Consider the following 15,232-nt stretch of genomic DNA (forward strand, 5'->3'; position numbering starts at 1 on the left):
GCTAGCAAGGGTCCCTCAGCCACTCCAGCTTCCACTGATGAACGAGCTGGCGGCGCCGGCCACAGCGGCGAACTTGTCCTCGCGGATCGCGATGACCGGCGAGACCTCCCCGAGGACGGGGTTGGTGCCGCGGAACCAGGTCCGGGCGACGTGGTCGGACTCTGCGTCGGCGAGCATCTTCCAGATCCGGTGGGCGAACCTCAGGCGCTCCTGCGCCCCGGCGTTCGGTACGGTGCTCTTCGCCCACTTGTAGGGCAGCTTGGAGTCGCGGCTACCCGACAGTGCGGCGACCATGGTCGCGCCCATGTGGCTGTTGAGCCTGCGGACGACCTCGTGGATGTCGAGGCGTACCGTCTCGGCGTGAGCAGCTGCTGCGATGTCTACAGTCATGACTTCCACCCTCGTTGCCACCGACATTACACCGTTCAGGCGAACCGTACTGGAACACGAGCCGTGGACTTGCCGGCACCCAACCCGTCGGCCGGTCAGCTCCACCTCGAGGATCCGAAGCGAGTGGCTGAACTCCTCGGTCAAGACGATGCCGCCACCGGCCGGCGATGGGGGCGGCGCTGCCACGGCGGCGCTCGACTGCTGTCTGGGTGCATGTCCCCACACGGCTTGCTACAGCCCCGTCTGGTTGACGCCGTGCTCCGCCTGCTCGCGGGTGAAGCCCTCGAAGACGAGCTGGTCGATGAGACCGGAGCGCGAGAACGACGTGTAGTCCAGGTAGGACTCGGCCGACTTGGCGGCCTGCTCGTTCCAGTCGACCGTCACGCTGTCCGCGGCTCGTGTCGCGTTGTCGGTGGAGAAGCCCTCGAACTCCAGCTGCCCGATCAACCCGGACTTCGAGAACGCCGAGTAGTCCAGGTAGGACTCGGCGGACTTGACGGCCTGCTCTGCCCAGTCCGCGTTCACCCGGTCCACGGCCCAGCTCGCGTCATCCGTGGAGAAGCCCTCGAACTCCAGCTGCCCGATCAACCCCGACCGCGAGAACGCCGAGTAGTCCAGGTAGGACTGCGCCGAGCGGCGTGCGTTCTGCTGCGACACCGTTCCCGCTGCTTCGGCCGCCGCGGCTTCCTCAGCGGCAGCCTCCTCGGCGGCCGCGCGCTCGGCCTCCTCAGCTGCCGCGACCCGCTCGGCCTCCTCGGCAGCCGCTCTCTCGGCCTCCTCAGCCGCGGCCGCCTCCGCCGCGGCGATGTCCTCGTCGGACTCCTTCTCCGGATCGGGACTCTCGGTGGGCTTCTCGGGTGTGCTGCGCTCGGTGGGCTGGTCACTCGTCGGGCTGGCGTCGGCGGTCGCTGCCACGGCGGCGGCGTCGGGGCCCGGTTCCGACGGGTCGTCGCCGCCCGTGGTGATGCCGATGACGACGAGCAGCGCGAGGACACCGGCCGGCACGATGGCCCGCTTCTTCCGGTACCAGGGCCGTGCCGGCGGGGTCCCCGACGGTTCCGCCGGCGGTACCACCGCAGTGTCGTCGAGCCCGGAGTGTACTGGGGGCGGATAGTCAGTCATGTTCGCGCTGCCGATCAGTCGTGTTGCTTGGCCCCCCGGCACACTTAGGTTATCGACAGCTGCCGCTGGACATGCGGCTTTCGCTACACGAGCACCGCCCCACAGGAGTCGCCGCACCAGCCCCCTCGCCCGCGCCGACAAAGACGGCCGTCCGGACCGGCCGGCCGCGTGCCGTGCCCGGCACGTCGGCCGACTATCGTCGAGAACATGACGGTCGTCGCGGCAGCGGTTGCCGGGCCGGGCTGCGAGGCACCGGGAACCGGCCTGCTGGTCGAGCCGGTGGCTGCAGTCAGCAGCCTCGCGTTCGTCCTCGCCGGCGTGCTCATCGTGCTCCGGCACCGCACCGCCCTGCGCAGGGGCCGGGCCGACGGTCCGGGTACGATGCCGAGCTCGCTGGCGGGGTACGCGTCGTTGGTGGTCGCGGTGGGTCTCGGCTCGCTGGTGCAGCACGGCCCGAACCCGGCGTACGCGGACCTCCTCCACGACCTGCCGCTGGTCGCCACGTTGGCGTTCGTCGCCGCCGATGCGGTCGCGGCGCTTCGTGGTCGGGCGCGCAGGTGGTGGTGGTGGGCGGCGCCGACGCTGGCCCTCGTCCCGCTCATCCTCGTGGCCCCACGCGCCGGAGACCTCGCCCAGGCAGGGGTCGCCGTACTCGCGGTGGGCGCCACGCTGCTGCGCGCCCGCAGCTTCCCGGCGGTGCGCCGTGAGGTGTGCTGGGCGGTCGGCCTGCTCGCCGTCGGCGGGGTAGTTGGGACCCTGTCCCGGGCCGGCTGGCCGCTGTGCGACCCGCACAGCCTGTGGCAGGGCCACGCCCTGTGGCACGTCCTGGCGGCGGCCGCGCTGGTCCTCCTGGCCCCGGTCATCGGGACGAACCATGAGAGGCCCGAGCCACACGGTGAGTAGGGTCGGGACCATGGCTGATCTGACGGTCCTGCACAACCCGCGCTGCTCCACCTCGCGTTTCGCGATGGACTCCGTAACGGAGGCGGCCGTCGACGCCGAGGTGGTGCAGTACCTCAAGACGCCGCTGGACCGGAACGAGCTGCTCGCGCTCATCGCCAAGCTCGAGGACCCGCCGGCGGACCTCGTCCGCAAGGACGCGTTCTTCACCGAGCAGGGACTGTCGGCGCAGGACTATACGACCCCCGAGCAGGTGGCTGACCTGCTCGTCACGCATCCCCGGCTCATGCAGCGCCCGGTGCTCGTGCGCGGCGACCGCGCCATCATCGGCCGCCCGAAGGACCGGGTCGCGCAGTTCCTCGCGCGCTGAGACTCCTCCCGCGGCGGCACGGGACCGTAGCCTGCTGGCGATGTCCCCGCCGTCTCAGCCGTCCGCGAACAGCTCCTTCTCACGCCACCGGCCGAACCGGAAGTAGAGGTAGGCGAACACGCTGCTGACGACGAAGCTCCCGCCCATGCCCAGGGCGATACCGATCTGGCCGAACCAGTGTGCGAAGAGCGAGGTGAGCGGGAACCGCAGCACCCAGAAGGAGATGATGTTGAGCACGAGCACCTGGTACATCGCCCCGGAGGCCCGCACCACGCCGTTGAGCACGAAGTTGATGCCGAGGAACGGGTAGAAGAGGGCGACGACGCGTAGGTAGGTGACGCCGAACTCGACGGCGTCGGGCTCGCGGACGAACAGCGTCACCGCGGGCCGGGCGAGGACCACCACGAGCAGGGCGATCGCCGTCATGATCGCCAGGTTGTACACGACTCCCACCCGGGAGATGCGCCCCACCCGGTCCCAGTTCCGGCTGCCGATGTTCTGCCCGGCCATGCTCGAGACGGAGATTCCCAGCGCCTGCGCGGGCAGCATGATGAGCGAGTCGATCCGCTGCGCCGCCCCGAACCCGCCGACGACGGCGGCGCCGAACCCGGTGACCACGCTCATGATCGCTGCCGACCCGGCGGAGATCACCGCCATCTGCAGGCCCGAGGGGATCCCCAGGCTGAGGATGGTGCGTGCCTCGGACCACGCGGGCAGGCTGGGCCGTCGGAACGGGGCGAGCCGCCGTCTGGTCACGTGGACCAGGCCGTAGACGAACGCCGCCCCTTGTGACACCACGGTCGCGACGGCCGCGCCCTCGATCCCCAGCGCGAGGATGAACAGCGGGTCGAGGACGACGTTGAGGAGCACCGCCACCAGCACGAACCGCATGGGGGTGCGGCTGTCCCCCAGCGCCCGCAGGACCGTGCTGAGGAAGTTGTAGCCGAACAGGAACAGGATGCCGAGGAAGCTGACCTGCAGGTACCCCTGCGCCTGGGCCGTGATCGACTCCGGCGTCCCGAGCACCCTGAGCAGGGTCCCGGAGAACGCGTAGCCGGCGGCGCCCAGCACCACGGCCATGAGGAACAGCATGACGACGAAGGCGTTGAGGTAACGCTTGAGCCCGTCGGCGTCCCGGCGTCCCATGTGCTGGGAGAGGATCGCCAGCGCGGCGTTGTTCACACCGATGACGAAGGACAGCACGGTGAAGATGATGACGCTGGACACGGCGACCGCCCCCAGCGCGTCGGCGCCCAGGAGGTTGCCGATCCACAGGCTGTCGACGAACTGGAAGGACGTCTGGAGCAGGTTCGCCAGCATGATCGGCCCCGAGAACGCGACCAGCTGCCGGAGGGTGCTGCCCTGGGTGAAGTCGTGTCCCTGACCCGTCCGGGCGATCCCCCTCAACCTCCTCATGCCGCGCGCGGCCACGTGCCGAGCCGGCGCCACCATAGCCAGGTCGGGGCTCGCCCGCGCTCACCAGGCCCCGGCCTGCGAGCCGCGTCCCTACCGCCCGCCGTCACCCCGCTCTACGCTGGGGGCCGGAGGCCGATGTGGCAGTGCAGCCGACTCTGATCAACTCCGTCGTCCGAGCGCTCAACCTGCTCGACGTGGTGGGCGCCGCGGAGTCACCGCAGCCTGCCAAGAAGCTCGCCCGCATCGCCGGGATCCCGCTCGGCACCGCCTACCACCTGCTGCGCACCCTCGTCCACGAGGGCTACCTCGTCCGCACCCCGGAGGGTTACGTCCTCGGCGACCGGGTGGACTCGCTCGGTCAGGGCGCCGAGACCCGACGGGTGCGTCAGGTCCTGCACCAACTGCACGACAAGCTCCGTGCGGCGGCGTATCTCGCGGCGCTCGACGACGGCGAGATCCGGCTGACCGAGATCGTCGACTCCCCCGCCGCGCCCCGCACCGACCTGTGGGTCGGCTTCCACGACGCCGCGCACGCGACCGCGCTGGGCAAGGCGATGCTCGCTGCGCTCCCCGAGGAGTCGCGGCGTGAGTACGTCGCCGCCCATCCACTCGTCGACCTCACCCCGCACACCGTCACCTCACCGCGAGCCCTGATGGAGGAGGTAGCCCGCGCCGGGCAGCTCGCGGTCGACCATGAGGAGTATGCCTTGGGCGTCATGTGCGCGGCGGTGCCGGTCCCGGGGCTGGCGCAGGCGGTGGCCGTCTCCGTCCCGGCACGGCGTGCCGGTGATGTGGTCGCCCGCGCCGACGAGCTGCGACGCGCGGCTCGTCTCATCGCCCTGGCACGTGGCTGACCCCTCTCACCATGTGAAATCTCGGGCGTTGTCATCGTCATCCGGCGGCGCGATGGTGGGGAGCACCCCAGCCAACGGAGGCGATCATGTCGACGTCGACATCTGAACCACCCCCTGTCCCCACCACTGCCGAGACGTCCGAAGGGCCGGAGCTGACCGACGACACCCGCCGCAACCTCTACGAGACGATGGTGCTCTCCCGCACCTTCGAAGAGGCGATCCTGCGCGAGTACCACGCGGACAAGGGCCCCGGCTTCGACATCGGCAAGGGCCTCATCCCCGGCGAGATGCACCTGTCGGCCGGCCAGGAGCCAGTCGCCGCCGGCGTGTGCGCGCACCTGTCCGCCGATGACGCGGTCACCGCCACGCACCGGCCGCACCATTTCGCTGTCGCCCACGGCGTCGACCTCAAGCGGATGACGGCGGAGATCTTCGGCCGCGAGACCGGGCTGGGTCGGGGCCGCGGCGGCCACATGCACCTCTTCGACCCGGACGTCCACTTCTCCTGCTCCGGGATAGTCGCCGAGGGCTACCCGCCCGCACTGGGAGCCGCCTTCGCCTTCACCCGCCGCGGCACCGGCGGCGTCGCCGTCGCGGGCACCGGTGACGGCGGGGCGAACCAGGGCGCGTTCCACGAGTCGCTCAACCTCGCGGCGCTGTGGCGGCTGCCGGTGCTGTTCGTCGTCGAGGACAACGCCTGGGGCATCTCCGTGCCGCGCTCTACGTCGACGTCGGTGAAGTCCAACGCCGAGCGCGCCGCGGCCTACGGCATCCCCGGCGAACGGGTCGAGGACAACGACGTCGACGCCGTGTACGAGGCGGCCGGCCGCGCCATCAGCCGCGCCCGTGCCGGTGAGGGGCCATCGCTGCTCGAGGTGGTGACGATCCGGATGTGGGGCCACTTCGAGGGAGATGCGCAGGGCTACCGCCCGGACCTCGCCGACATCCCCGGCCTCGACCCGATCCCCCGGTACGAGCAGCGACTTCGCCAGGCCGGCGTGCTGGACGACGACGGCGCCACCGCCATCAAGGAACGCGCCAGCCAGCGGGTGGAGGAGGCCATCTCCTTCGCCAAGGAGAGCCCGCTCCCCGACCCAGCTGAGGTCCACAAGCACGTCTTCGCCGAGGAGCAGTCATGACCGCCACCGACACCACCGCAGCCACGAACCGCCGGCTGAACACCTCCAAGGCGATGGTCGAGGCGATCAGCCAAGAGATGGAACGCGACGAGAGCGTCGTCTACCTCGGCGAGGACGTCGGCGCCTACGGCGGCATCTTCTCCTCGACCACCGGCCTGCTGGACAAGTTCGGCCCCGACCGCATCATCGACACCCCGATCTCGGAGACCGCGTTCATCGGCCTGGGTACTGGCGCGGCGACGGAGGGCATGCGGCCGATCGTCGAGCTGATGTTCGCCGACTTCATGGGCGTGTGCCTGGACCAGATCTACAACCACATGGCCAAGATCCGCTACTTCTCCGGCGGCAACGTCAACGTCCCGCTGGTGCTGACCACCGCCGTCGGCGGCGGCTACTCCGACGGGGGCCAGCACTCGCAGTGCCTGTGGGGCACGTTCGCCCACCTGCCCGGCATGAAAATCGTGGTCCCGGCGACGCCGGCCGACGCCAAGGGACTGATGACCTCGGCGATCCGCGACGACGATCCCGTCGTGTACATGTTCCACAAGGGCATCATGGGTCTGCCGTGGATGGCGAAGAACCGGCGGTCGGTCGACGTCGTGCCCGAGGGCGAGTACCTCGTGCCGATCGGCAAGGCGAACGTGGTGCGCGAGGGCACCGACGTCACCGTGGTGACGCTGTCGCTGTCGGTGCACCACTCGCTCGACGTCGCGGAGCAGCTGGCCGACGAGGGCATCAGCGTGGAGGTGCTCGACCTGCGCTCACTGGTGCCGCTGGACCGCGAAGCGATCCTGGCCTCGGTCGCCAAGACCGGCCGGCTCGTCATCGTCGACGAGGACTACCTCTCCTTCGGCGTCTCCGGCGAGGTCGTCGCGACTATTACTGATGTGGACCCGGGCCTGCTCAAGGCGCCGGTGCAGCGGGTGACGATGCCGGACATCCCGATCCCGTACGCCCACGTGCTGGAGTACGCGGTGCTGCCGTTGCACGGCCGGATCACCGAGGCGATCAAGAAGGTGCTGGCATGACCGACGTCCCCTTCCCGAACCTCGACGAGACCAAGCCCGACGCCGAGGGCGTGCTCGCCACCTGGTACGTGGCCGACGGCGACCAGGTCACCTCGGGCCAGCTGCTCGCCGACGTCCAGGTGGACAAGGTCGACGCCGAGGTCGTCGCGCCTGCGGCGGGGACGGTGCGCCTGCTCGTCGCCGAAGATGAAGCGGTGCGGCAGGGAGGGGCCATCGCGCGGATCGAGTGATAACGGTGGCGGCTCGCGTCGCGAAGGTCGGGTGAGGTGTCGGGTACCGTGCCCGCGTGACCACGCGACGACCCGACCGACACCTGCACGCGGTGGGCGAGCCCGAGGCACCCACCGCCGAGCCCGACGACTTCCTCGGCAACATCGCCGCTGCGCTGTCCGACCCGGAGCCGCTCGGTTTCCTTGCGCTGGCCAGCTCGATCGTCGCTGCGCTCGATCCTCGCACGCACGACCCGTTGGCCCCGACCTCCGACGACGGCCCAGACGCGGCGATGTTCCTCGAGAGCCTGATCGGTCACCCCGTGCCGGAGACCACCGCGCTGCTCATCGCCCTCGCGCAGCTGCTGCCGGACAACCACCTCGCCCAGCGCGCACGGCGCGAGGCCGGCCGCCGGGACCACGCCATGCCCGGTTGGCTGCTGGGTCTCGACGAGGCCGAGCCCGGCCCGGCCGCGGTATCGGCCGACGTGCTCGGGGACGGGCAGAATACGATCGTCTCGGTCCGTCTCGTTGACGGTTACGATCTCACCGCCGTCGTGTTCATCGACCACAACCTGGGCACCGTCGCCAAGGACGGCTTCGTCATCCCCGCAGACCTCGCGGACTTCCGGAACGAGTTCCGTGCCCTGGTCGACGAGCCCGAGGCGATGACCTTCACCGATCTCCACCCGGCCGAGGCCCGCGCCCAGATCGAGCAGGCGGTCCAGACGGGCGCCATGACGGTGCCGCGCTACGAGACCGACACCTGGCCCGCCGCCCGTCCGATCGTCGAGTGGATCATCGGGCTGCTGCCCGCCGGCGGGAGCGGGTTCGACCGGCCGGAGTGGACCGACGAGGCCCGGTCGAGGCTCGCCGACGAGTTCCTGCGCTCACCCGACGGCGCAGGCCTCACTCGCCCCGACGACGCGGCCATCGCCGAGGACCTCCTGTGGTTCACGACCGACTACAGCGGCGGCTCCCCGTGGCGGTGGAGCTACCTCAACGTCCAGCTCCTCCTCACCGACTGGTACCCGCGCAAGGTGATGGCGAGCCGGGCTTACCTACGGCGGATGCCCATCGTGCTGCGGGCGATGGTGCGCTACGCGCACCGCCTGCGGCAGATCCCGCAGCAGCTGACCGAGCAGACTCTCGAGGCGATCGCCGAGTGCGAACCCGTCTACCTCGAGCTCATCGCCGGCGGACCCCGATCCGGCAGCCGGAGCTACTCCGACCTGCTCGGCGAGCCCGACCTGGACGAGCTGTTTGCTCACTTCGCGACGCACAAGCGCGAGCTCGCCGTCCACGCCGTCGGCAGCGAGGAGGCGCTGGCCGCGCTGGACGACGTCCCGCTGCCCGACGAGGGCTTCCAGTGGGCGGACATCCCTCGGGACGTCCACGACCGGGTGGCCGACGTGCTGCGCTTGTGCGACAGCTGCGCGGAGGAGCTGTTCGACGTCGAGATGCGCACCGCCTTTCGACGAGTGCTGGCCCGCACGGCCGCAACCGACCCCGTGGTGTTCCGCCGGCGGTCCAAGAGCAGCACCGCGGCGGCGGCCATCGCGTGGGCGGTGGCAACGGTCAACGACCGGGTCGGCGCGCACCGCGGAGGCCTCGCGGTCAAGGCGTTGCTCGCCCACTTCGGCGTCACCGGCTCCGTCTCCCAGCGTGCCCAGCCATTCCTGCGGGCTTTCGGCGCGGAAGAGTCGCCGTGGGCGGGAGACCTCACCTTCGGCACTCCCGACGTGCTCACTGCGGATCGCCGCACCCACCTCATCGAGCTTCGCGACGACGGTGGGTTCGAATAGCTGCGGAATCGGGCAGCCTGGGCACCTACAAAGTGGCTACACTTATGGGCATGACTACCGGAAGCATGCCGCTTAAGGATGTTCGGGACCGGCTGTCCGACGTCGTCGACCGGGTCGACCGAGAGCATGATCGCGTCGTGATCACCAAGCATGGCCGGCCGGCGGCCGTCGTCATGAGCGTGGCCGACCTCGAGTCGTTGGAGGAATCGGTCGAGATCATGAGCCGGCCCGACCTCATGAATCGGATCGCGGACTCCCTGGAGGAGCTCGAGCGAGGTGACGCCGAGGTGCTGTCCAAGGAGCAAGCCCTCGGACACCTGCGGCCGTGAGCGACTACGAGGTCGCCTGGACTCCCAGCGCCAAGCGCGCCCTGCGGCGGCTGCCGGAGAAGGTCGCCGTCGCCACCGTCGAGTTCATCTACGGCTCGCTGGTCGAGCAACCGTGGCGGATCGGCAAGCCGCTGAGGTTCCAGCTCGAAGGCCTGCACAGTGCCAGACGCGGGGACTACCGAGTGATCTACCGCATCGAGGACACGCGAATCGTCATCACGGAGATCGATCACCGAGCGGATGTCTACCGCCGCCGGTGAGCACGACAATCCGTTGCGGCAGCGCACCAGACGTTCGTCGGGCCACGACGCGACGGACCGCTACCTGCTCGACTGACGGGCACCGTCAGCGCGACTCACCTCGTCCGAGATGGAACCCACCGTCCTGTCAGTGCTGGAGCTGCTCGCGCCAGTCTGGGGGTACCGCGCCCTCGGGCCCGGGGCTGGGCTGATCGAGCGGGTGATGCTGGGGCGGCGCCAGGTCCGGCCCGTCCGCCGTCACCTCGTCCTCGTAGTCCCAGTACCAGGCCTCCCCGGGCTCGAAGCTACGGATGTACCGGTGACCGGTCGCCCGGTAGTGGGCCGTCGCGTGCTGCCCAGGTGAGCTGTCGCAGCACCCGATGTGGCCGCACTGCGCGCAGCGGCGCAGGTGCACCCACCAGCCCCCGCCGGCGAGGCACTCGGCGCACCCGGTGCCGCTCGGGAGAACGCTGACGTCGATGCCGGAACCCGCCATCGTGACCACCTCCAGAGGTCAGGTCGCCGCGCCCTGCGACGCCCGAACCGACTGTCGCACGGCACCCGCGGGCCGGCGAGCCGGCGACGGCGCGGCACCGTGGCCCGCGTTCACAGCTCGACCAGGTGGTCGGCACGGGCTGCGACCACCGGAGCGCGTGGGCGAGATAAATGCGTCGCGGCCGGGGCGGCCGACGACGTACCGTCGGCGTCATGATCATGGTCATGGTGCGTCGTGTCCGGGGTGCGTCCGCGCTCCCGGTGGAGCTACTTCCGACTCTCAGCTGACTGGGCCGGCACGATCGTCGCCGACGCGCAGGTCGCGCGCGGCGACACGGTGCTCGACCTTGGTGCCGGCACGGGCGCGCTGACCGCGCCACTCCTCGCCCGCGGCGCGCGGGTCATCGCGCTGGAGAAACATCCCGGGCGGGCCGAGAGCCTCCGGTCCCGCTTCGCGGGCCAGCCGCTCGTCGTCGTCGAGGCGGACATCCGCGACCTGCGGCTTCCCGCGCGCCCCTTCCGGGTCGTGGCCAACCCGCCGTTCCACCTGGCACGCCCGCTGGTCGCCCAGCTCTTGCGGGCGAAGCTGCTGGTGGGCGCCGATGTCGTGCTGCGGCGCGACACCGCCCGGCGTATCGCGCACCAGCTCGGCCGCCCCGGCTACGTCGTCGAGCTCGGTCGAGCCGTTCCGCGTCGGGCCTTCACGCCCGCCCCGACCGCCGATGCCGCGGTGCTGAGAATCCGGCGCCAGAGGTAGCGGGCTGATCGCAGCTGTCAGGCGGCGCCGGCCTGGTCGGCGTAGTGGTTCACGAACACCACCATGTCCTCGAGACTGATCTCCGCGGGGAACGCGGTCAGGGTGACCACGCCGTCGTCGACCCGCTGGTAGCAGGTGATGGAGCTGCCGGACTCGTTGGTCCCGCAGCTGCCGGTGCCGGCAGGGGTGTTGTCGGTCTCGATGTACTCGACCAGCTGCTCGTACGGGGAGCCCAGCACGTTGGTGTCCACGGAGATCATCAGGCTGGAGACCTCGTCGGAGTACATGCGCGCGGGACCGCTGCTCTCCCCGAGCGTGAACGGACCGATGGCCTGCGGGGGCGTCGTCACCGCGTCGGCGGGGATGACGGCGCCCTCGGGTGCCGGGCCTGGGTCGGGCGCGTCGATGTCGTCCACGGACGCGGCATGGTCGGCGGCGCTGTCCGTGGGCTTCCCGCGGCCGCTGTCGTCGGAGTCCTTGTCCGCGGGGGTCTGCGCGTCCTGCTCCGCGGTGGTCGGGTCCTCCTGCGTGGGGGTCTCCTCGCTCGCCGTCGTGGGCTCGGCGGCGTCGCCGTTGCCCTCCGCGTCGTCCCCGCAGCCTGCTAGACCCATCGTGACGAGGGCGAGGGCGGAGAGGAACATGACGGGCTTGCGACGCATCAAGGAGATCCTTCGGTGTGAGGGGACGCGTAGTACCGGTCGTTGGTTGGGGGCTCCGGAAAACCCTAACCAATCCCCATAGGAAAGCCAGTTCAGGCCCGACCGAGCGCCGAGACAGGCACACGTCGGCGACAGATGTCCGTGCTACGTTGAAGCCGCAACCACTCCTGGAGAGGACCGAGTCGTGACGCGTACGTGTTGTTGTCAGTCGCCCGGCTTCGTTCTGCCCGGGGTCGCCTGACAACGCACCCTGAGCGCATCCAGACCGAACGAGGCACCGCACCGGGCCTCGTTTTTTTGTGCCGTGAAACCCCAGAGAGACACGTCGTGACCACCACCAGCACACCCCGCCGCCCCCGGGCGCGATCCCCGCACGCGGCAGACGACCGATGATCACGCTCGACTCGATCTCCAAGCGGTACGTCACCAAGAGCGGCACCGTCGATGCGCTCATCGACGCGTCCATCGAGGTCGAGCAGGGCGACATCTACGGCATCATCGGCTTCTCCGGCGCCGGCAAGTCCACCCTCATCCGGATGGTCAATCAGCTCGAGACGCCCGACGCCGGCACGGTCACCGTCAACGGCGCGGACCTCACGGCCATGTCCTCCCGCCAGCTGCGGCGCACCCGACGAGACATCGGCATGGTGTTCCAGCAGTTCAACCTGCTCGAGACCAAGACCGTCTACCGCAACGTCGCCATGCCGCTCCTGATCCAAGGCGTCTCGAAGGCGGAGATCGACCGCCGGGTGGACGAGGTCCTGGAGATCGTCGAGCTCGGGGACAAGCGCAACGCCAGCATCCGGCAGCTGTCCGGCGGCCAGAAGCAGCGGGTCGGCATCGCCCGTGCGCTGGCGACCCGGCCCTCGATCCTGCTGTGCGACGAGGCCACCAGCGCCCTCGACCCCACGACCACCGAGTCGATCCTCGAGCTGCTGAAGAAGATCAACCGCGAGATGGGCGTGACGATCCTACTCATCACCCACCAGATGCACGTGATCCAGCGCATCTGCAACAAGGTCGCCGTCATGGAGGCGGGCCGGATCGTCGAGCGCGGCAGCGTGCTGGACGTCTTCAGCCGGCCCCGCGAGCCCATCACCCAGGAGTTCGTCCGGACGTCAGTCAACGACCAGATCCCCGGCCCCATGCGGGAGATGGTCCGGGCCGAGACCCGGCCCCAGGAGCTGCTCCGGCTGCGGTTCGTCGGCGAGACCGTCCGCCAGCCGCTGCTGTCCTCCCTCAGCCGGATCGAGGGGCTCGAGGTCAACATCCTCGGCGCGACGGTCGCCGAGCTCCAGGAGTCGGTCATCTGCCTGTTCCTCGTGCAGCTCATCGGTGCGGAGGAACCGGTCCACCGGGCGATGGAGATCATCGACAGCGCAGGAATCCTGCGAGAGAGGATCGAGGCGTAGTGGACCAGGAGATCTTCGGCGTCACCGTCGACCGGCTGGTGCTGGCCGGCGTCCAGACCGTCTACATGCTCGGCTGGGGAATGCTCTTCGGCACGGTCATCGGGATCGGGCTGGCGCTGGCCCTCGTGCTCAGCCGCCGCGGCGGCCTCATGGAGAACCGCGTGTCCTACGCCGCGGTCAACGTGTCGATCAACATCGTCCGCTCCATCCCGTTCATCATCCTGCTGGTGGCGATGATGCCGCTCACCCGGATGATCGTGGGCACCAGCGTCGGCAGCCAAGCCGCCCTGGTCCCGCTCATCGTCTACATCGCCCCGTTCATCGCGCGCATGGTGGAGGCCAGCCTGCTCGAGGTCTCCACCGGCGTGCTCGAGGCGGCCAAGGCGATGGGCGCAAGCAACCTCCAGATCGTGCGCCGCTTCCTGCTGCCCGAGGCCTACAGCTCCATCGTCCTCGCGCTGACGACCAGCGTCGTCGGGCTCCTCGGCGCCACCGCCATGGCCGGCTACGGCGGGGGCGGCGGCGTCGGGGACCTGGCCCTCACCTACGGGCGAGAACGCTTCAACACCCCGCTCATGGTGTTCACCGTCATCATCCTCATCATTTTCGTCCAGCTCATGCAGGCGGCGGGCAACGCCCTGTCCCGTCGGCTGCGCGAGCCCCGCTGATCCAACGAAAAGGAACAACCAGCATGAAGATCCGCAACCTCGCCCTCGCCGGGGCATCGCTCGCCCTCGTTCTCGGCGCGTGCGCCGCACCGGGTGCCGTGGAGACCGACGACGCCGATCCGGAGTCCGGCGACAAGACCACGATCACCTACAGCAAGTCCCAGGGCCCGTACACCGAGCTGTTCGAGGACGCCATCGCGCCCATCCTCGAGGAGCAGGGCTACACCCTCCAGAGCCAGGACGTGTCCGACCTCCTCACCGCCGACATCGCCCTCAACGACGGTGACGTCGACGTCAACGTCGAGCAGCACACCGCCTACCTCGAGTCCTTCAACGCCGAGAACGACGGCGACCTGGTTCCGATCTCCCCGATCCCCACGGTCCCGGCGGGCATCTACTCCGACCGCCACGACAGCCTCGACGACGTCCCCGAGGGCGCCACGGTCGCGGTGCCCAACGACGCGTCGAACATGGCACGCGCCTACCTACTGCTGGAGAAGATCGGCTGGATCGAGCTCGACGAGTCGACCGACCCCACCGCGGTGACGGAGAGCGACATCGTCGCCAACCCGCACAACCTGGACATCACCGAGATGCGATCGCTGACCATCCCGGCCGCCAGCGTGGACTTCGACTACATCGTCATCACCGGATCGATCGTCTTCAACGCCGGCATCGACCCGGCCACCGCGTTGGCCACCGAGGACATCCTCGACCACCTCGTGCTCCAGGTAGTGGTCAAGGAGGAGAACGCCGACGCGCCCTGGGCGCAAGCCATCGTGGACGCGTATCACTCGCCGGAGTTCGCCGAGTACCTGGAGGCGAATAACGACGGTCTCTGGTGGACCCCGCCGGAACTGCAGCAGTCATAGGCTTCAGGCGTTGAACGCCGCGGTCATTCCTAACTGAAGACCGCGCCCGACGCCGCTGTCGCCGCGACCCTTCCTGGTCGCGGACGACGGCGGGCGTCGGTGTCTCATCGATACCGGTCGGTGAGATCACGGAGCCTGGTGAGCGCCTCCCGCACGCGGTCGGCCACCTCAGGGCCGAGGTACTCCTCCCACTCCCGTTCCGGCCCGTGTACGACGTCGCGAGATCGTCCCGGATCGTCGACGTCGGCGGCGGGCACGGCCAGCTGCTCGCCCTCATGCTCGCCTCGGCGTGTATCGGTCTTCGGTGCTTCCCGCGGCGGCGCTCGTCGCTGTTGCGGTGTGAGGTGGGGCGGGGTTCGGACACGGCCTGGTGTGATCGTTTGCGGCTGGCAGCGGCGGGTGCTCGCTCACCCCTCCGTTAGCCACGCGAGGAACTCCGCGGCGGAGAAGATCGGATGCCCGTGCTCCTTAGCCCGGTGCTTTCACAGCGGCGTTGCTGTGGGGCCGTGTCGCTGAGATAGAAAGTGCTCCTGACCTGGGACGATAGGGATTGTCGAGATCCAGATCG

Annotated in this window: 19 protein-coding genes; 13 read left to right on the forward strand and 6 right to left on the reverse strand. The window is 69.7% G+C overall.

Annotated features, from left to right (window positions below):
* Nucleotides 1–15 precede the first annotated feature (15 nt).
* Both V2J52_RS04430 and V2J52_RS04435 read right to left on the reverse strand, forming a co-directional pair.
* Nucleotides 16–390, reverse strand: coding sequence for a hypothetical protein (locus V2J52_RS04430; RefSeq protein WP_331226445.1), 375 nt, complete (start codon nucleotides 388–390; stop codon nucleotides 16–18).
* A 231-nt stretch (nucleotides 391–621) separates the two neighbouring features.
* Nucleotides 622–1,512 (reverse strand): Ltp family lipoprotein, encoded by an 891-nt coding sequence (locus V2J52_RS04435; protein WP_331226446.1) that lies wholly within the window; start codon nucleotides 1,510–1,512, stop codon nucleotides 622–624.
* A gap of 207 nt (nucleotides 1,513–1,719) precedes the next feature.
* Here V2J52_RS04435 and V2J52_RS04440 point away from each other — a divergent pair, with 207 nt between their 5' ends.
* Nucleotides 1,720–2,415, forward strand: a complete 696-nt coding sequence (locus tag V2J52_RS04440) for a hypothetical protein (protein ID WP_331226447.1) — start codon at nucleotides 1,720–1,722, stop codon at nucleotides 2,413–2,415.
* Between the two features lie 10 nt (nucleotides 2,416–2,425).
* Complete coding sequence (locus tag V2J52_RS04445; protein WP_331226448.1) at nucleotides 2,426–2,782, forward strand: ArsC/Spx/MgsR family protein; 357 nt, start codon at nucleotides 2,426–2,428, stop codon at nucleotides 2,780–2,782.
* Between the two features lie 54 nt (nucleotides 2,783–2,836).
* On the opposite strand, the gene V2J52_RS04450 is transcribed toward V2J52_RS04445, so the two are convergent.
* Nucleotides 2,837–4,198 (reverse strand): MATE family efflux transporter, encoded by a 1,362-nt coding sequence (locus V2J52_RS04450; protein ID WP_331226449.1) that lies wholly within the window; start codon nucleotides 4,196–4,198, stop codon nucleotides 2,837–2,839.
* Between the two features lie 137 nt (nucleotides 4,199–4,335).
* On the opposite strand from V2J52_RS04450, the gene V2J52_RS04455 reads away from it, so the two are divergent.
* The 7 genes from V2J52_RS04455 (at nucleotide 4,336) to V2J52_RS04485 (ending at nucleotide 9,822) form a co-directional block, all read left to right on the forward strand.
* Nucleotides 4,336–5,052, forward strand: a complete 717-nt coding sequence (locus tag V2J52_RS04455) for an IclR family transcriptional regulator (protein WP_331226450.1) — start codon at nucleotides 4,336–4,338, stop codon at nucleotides 5,050–5,052.
* Between the two features lie 188 nt (nucleotides 5,053–5,240).
* Nucleotides 5,241–6,191 (forward strand): thiamine pyrophosphate-dependent dehydrogenase E1 component subunit alpha, encoded by a 951-nt coding sequence (locus V2J52_RS04460; RefSeq protein ID WP_491062146.1) that lies wholly within the window; start codon nucleotides 5,241–5,243, stop codon nucleotides 6,189–6,191.
* Nucleotides 6,188–7,219 carry an alpha-ketoacid dehydrogenase subunit beta gene (locus V2J52_RS04465; RefSeq protein ID WP_331226452.1) on the forward strand — a complete coding sequence of 344 codons (1,032 nt, stop codon included), beginning with the start codon at nucleotides 6,188–6,190 and terminating at the stop codon, nucleotides 7,217–7,219. Before V2J52_RS04460 ends, V2J52_RS04465 begins: the two co-directional genes overlap by 4 nt.
* Nucleotides 7,216–7,449 carry a lipoyl domain-containing protein gene (locus V2J52_RS04470; protein ID WP_331226453.1) on the forward strand — a complete coding sequence of 78 codons (234 nt, stop codon included), beginning with the start codon at nucleotides 7,216–7,218 and terminating at the stop codon, nucleotides 7,447–7,449. The genes V2J52_RS04465 and V2J52_RS04470 overlap by 4 nt, the downstream gene beginning before the upstream one ends.
* Nucleotides 7,450–7,505: 56 nt before the next feature.
* Nucleotides 7,506–9,233, forward strand: a complete 1,728-nt coding sequence (locus tag V2J52_RS04475) for a DUF6398 domain-containing protein (protein ID WP_331226454.1) — start codon at nucleotides 7,506–7,508, stop codon at nucleotides 9,231–9,233.
* Nucleotides 9,234–9,283: 50 nt separating this feature from the next.
* Entirely contained in the window at nucleotides 9,284–9,562 is a 279-nt protein-coding gene (locus V2J52_RS04480; protein ID WP_331226455.1) for a type II toxin-antitoxin system Phd/YefM family antitoxin, read from the forward strand.
* Nucleotides 9,559–9,822 (forward strand): type II toxin-antitoxin system RelE family toxin, encoded by a 264-nt coding sequence (locus tag V2J52_RS04485; RefSeq protein ID WP_331226456.1) that lies wholly within the window; start codon nucleotides 9,559–9,561, stop codon nucleotides 9,820–9,822. Before V2J52_RS04480 ends, V2J52_RS04485 begins: the two co-directional genes overlap by 4 nt.
* Before the next feature lie 127 nt (nucleotides 9,823–9,949).
* On the opposite strand, the gene V2J52_RS04490 is transcribed toward V2J52_RS04485, so the two are convergent.
* A complete protein-coding gene (locus tag V2J52_RS04490) occupies nucleotides 9,950–10,297 on the reverse strand; it encodes a UBP-type zinc finger domain-containing protein (protein ID WP_331226457.1) in 348 nt (115 codons plus the stop codon).
* A gap of 234 nt (nucleotides 10,298–10,531) precedes the next feature.
* Here V2J52_RS04490 and V2J52_RS04495 point away from each other — a divergent pair, with 234 nt between their 5' ends.
* Complete coding sequence (locus V2J52_RS04495) at nucleotides 10,532–11,053, forward strand: rRNA adenine N-6-methyltransferase family protein (RefSeq protein WP_331226458.1); 522 nt, start codon at nucleotides 10,532–10,534, stop codon at nucleotides 11,051–11,053.
* 17 nt (nucleotides 11,054–11,070) lie between these two features.
* On the opposite strand, the gene V2J52_RS04500 is transcribed toward V2J52_RS04495, so the two are convergent.
* The gene (locus tag V2J52_RS04500) at nucleotides 11,071–11,712 is read right to left on the reverse strand and encodes a hypothetical protein (RefSeq protein WP_331226459.1); all 642 of its coding nucleotides are present in this window, start codon (nucleotides 11,710–11,712) and stop codon (nucleotides 11,071–11,073) included.
* Between the two features lie 389 nt (nucleotides 11,713–12,101).
* Between V2J52_RS04500 and V2J52_RS04505 the strand changes: the two genes are divergently transcribed.
* The 3 genes from V2J52_RS04505 (at nucleotide 12,102) to V2J52_RS04515 (ending at nucleotide 14,664) form a co-directional block, all read left to right on the forward strand.
* Nucleotides 12,102–13,124 (forward strand): methionine ABC transporter ATP-binding protein, encoded by a 1,023-nt coding sequence (locus tag V2J52_RS04505; RefSeq protein ID WP_331226460.1) that lies wholly within the window; start codon nucleotides 12,102–12,104, stop codon nucleotides 13,122–13,124.
* Between the two features lie 65 nt (nucleotides 13,125–13,189).
* Complete coding sequence (locus tag V2J52_RS04510) at nucleotides 13,190–13,792, forward strand: methionine ABC transporter permease (protein WP_491062166.1); 603 nt, start codon at nucleotides 13,190–13,192, stop codon at nucleotides 13,790–13,792.
* Between the two features lie 23 nt (nucleotides 13,793–13,815).
* On the forward strand, nucleotides 13,816–14,664 hold the full coding sequence (locus V2J52_RS04515; protein ID WP_331226462.1) for a MetQ/NlpA family ABC transporter substrate-binding protein: 849 nt from the start codon (nucleotides 13,816–13,818) through the stop codon (nucleotides 14,662–14,664).
* Between the two features lie 104 nt (nucleotides 14,665–14,768).
* Here V2J52_RS04515 and V2J52_RS04520 read toward each other — a convergent pair whose 3' ends face one another.
* On the reverse strand, nucleotides 14,769–14,921 hold the full coding sequence (locus tag V2J52_RS04520) for a hypothetical protein (protein ID WP_331226463.1): 153 nt from the start codon (nucleotides 14,919–14,921) through the stop codon (nucleotides 14,769–14,771).
* Nucleotides 14,922–15,232 lie beyond the last annotated feature (311 nt).

This window comes from Georgenia sunbinii, from assembly GCF_036421875.1.
In the GTDB taxonomy this organism is placed as follows: domain Bacteria; phylum Actinomycetota; class Actinomycetes; order Actinomycetales; family Actinomycetaceae; genus Georgenia_B; species Georgenia_B sunbinii.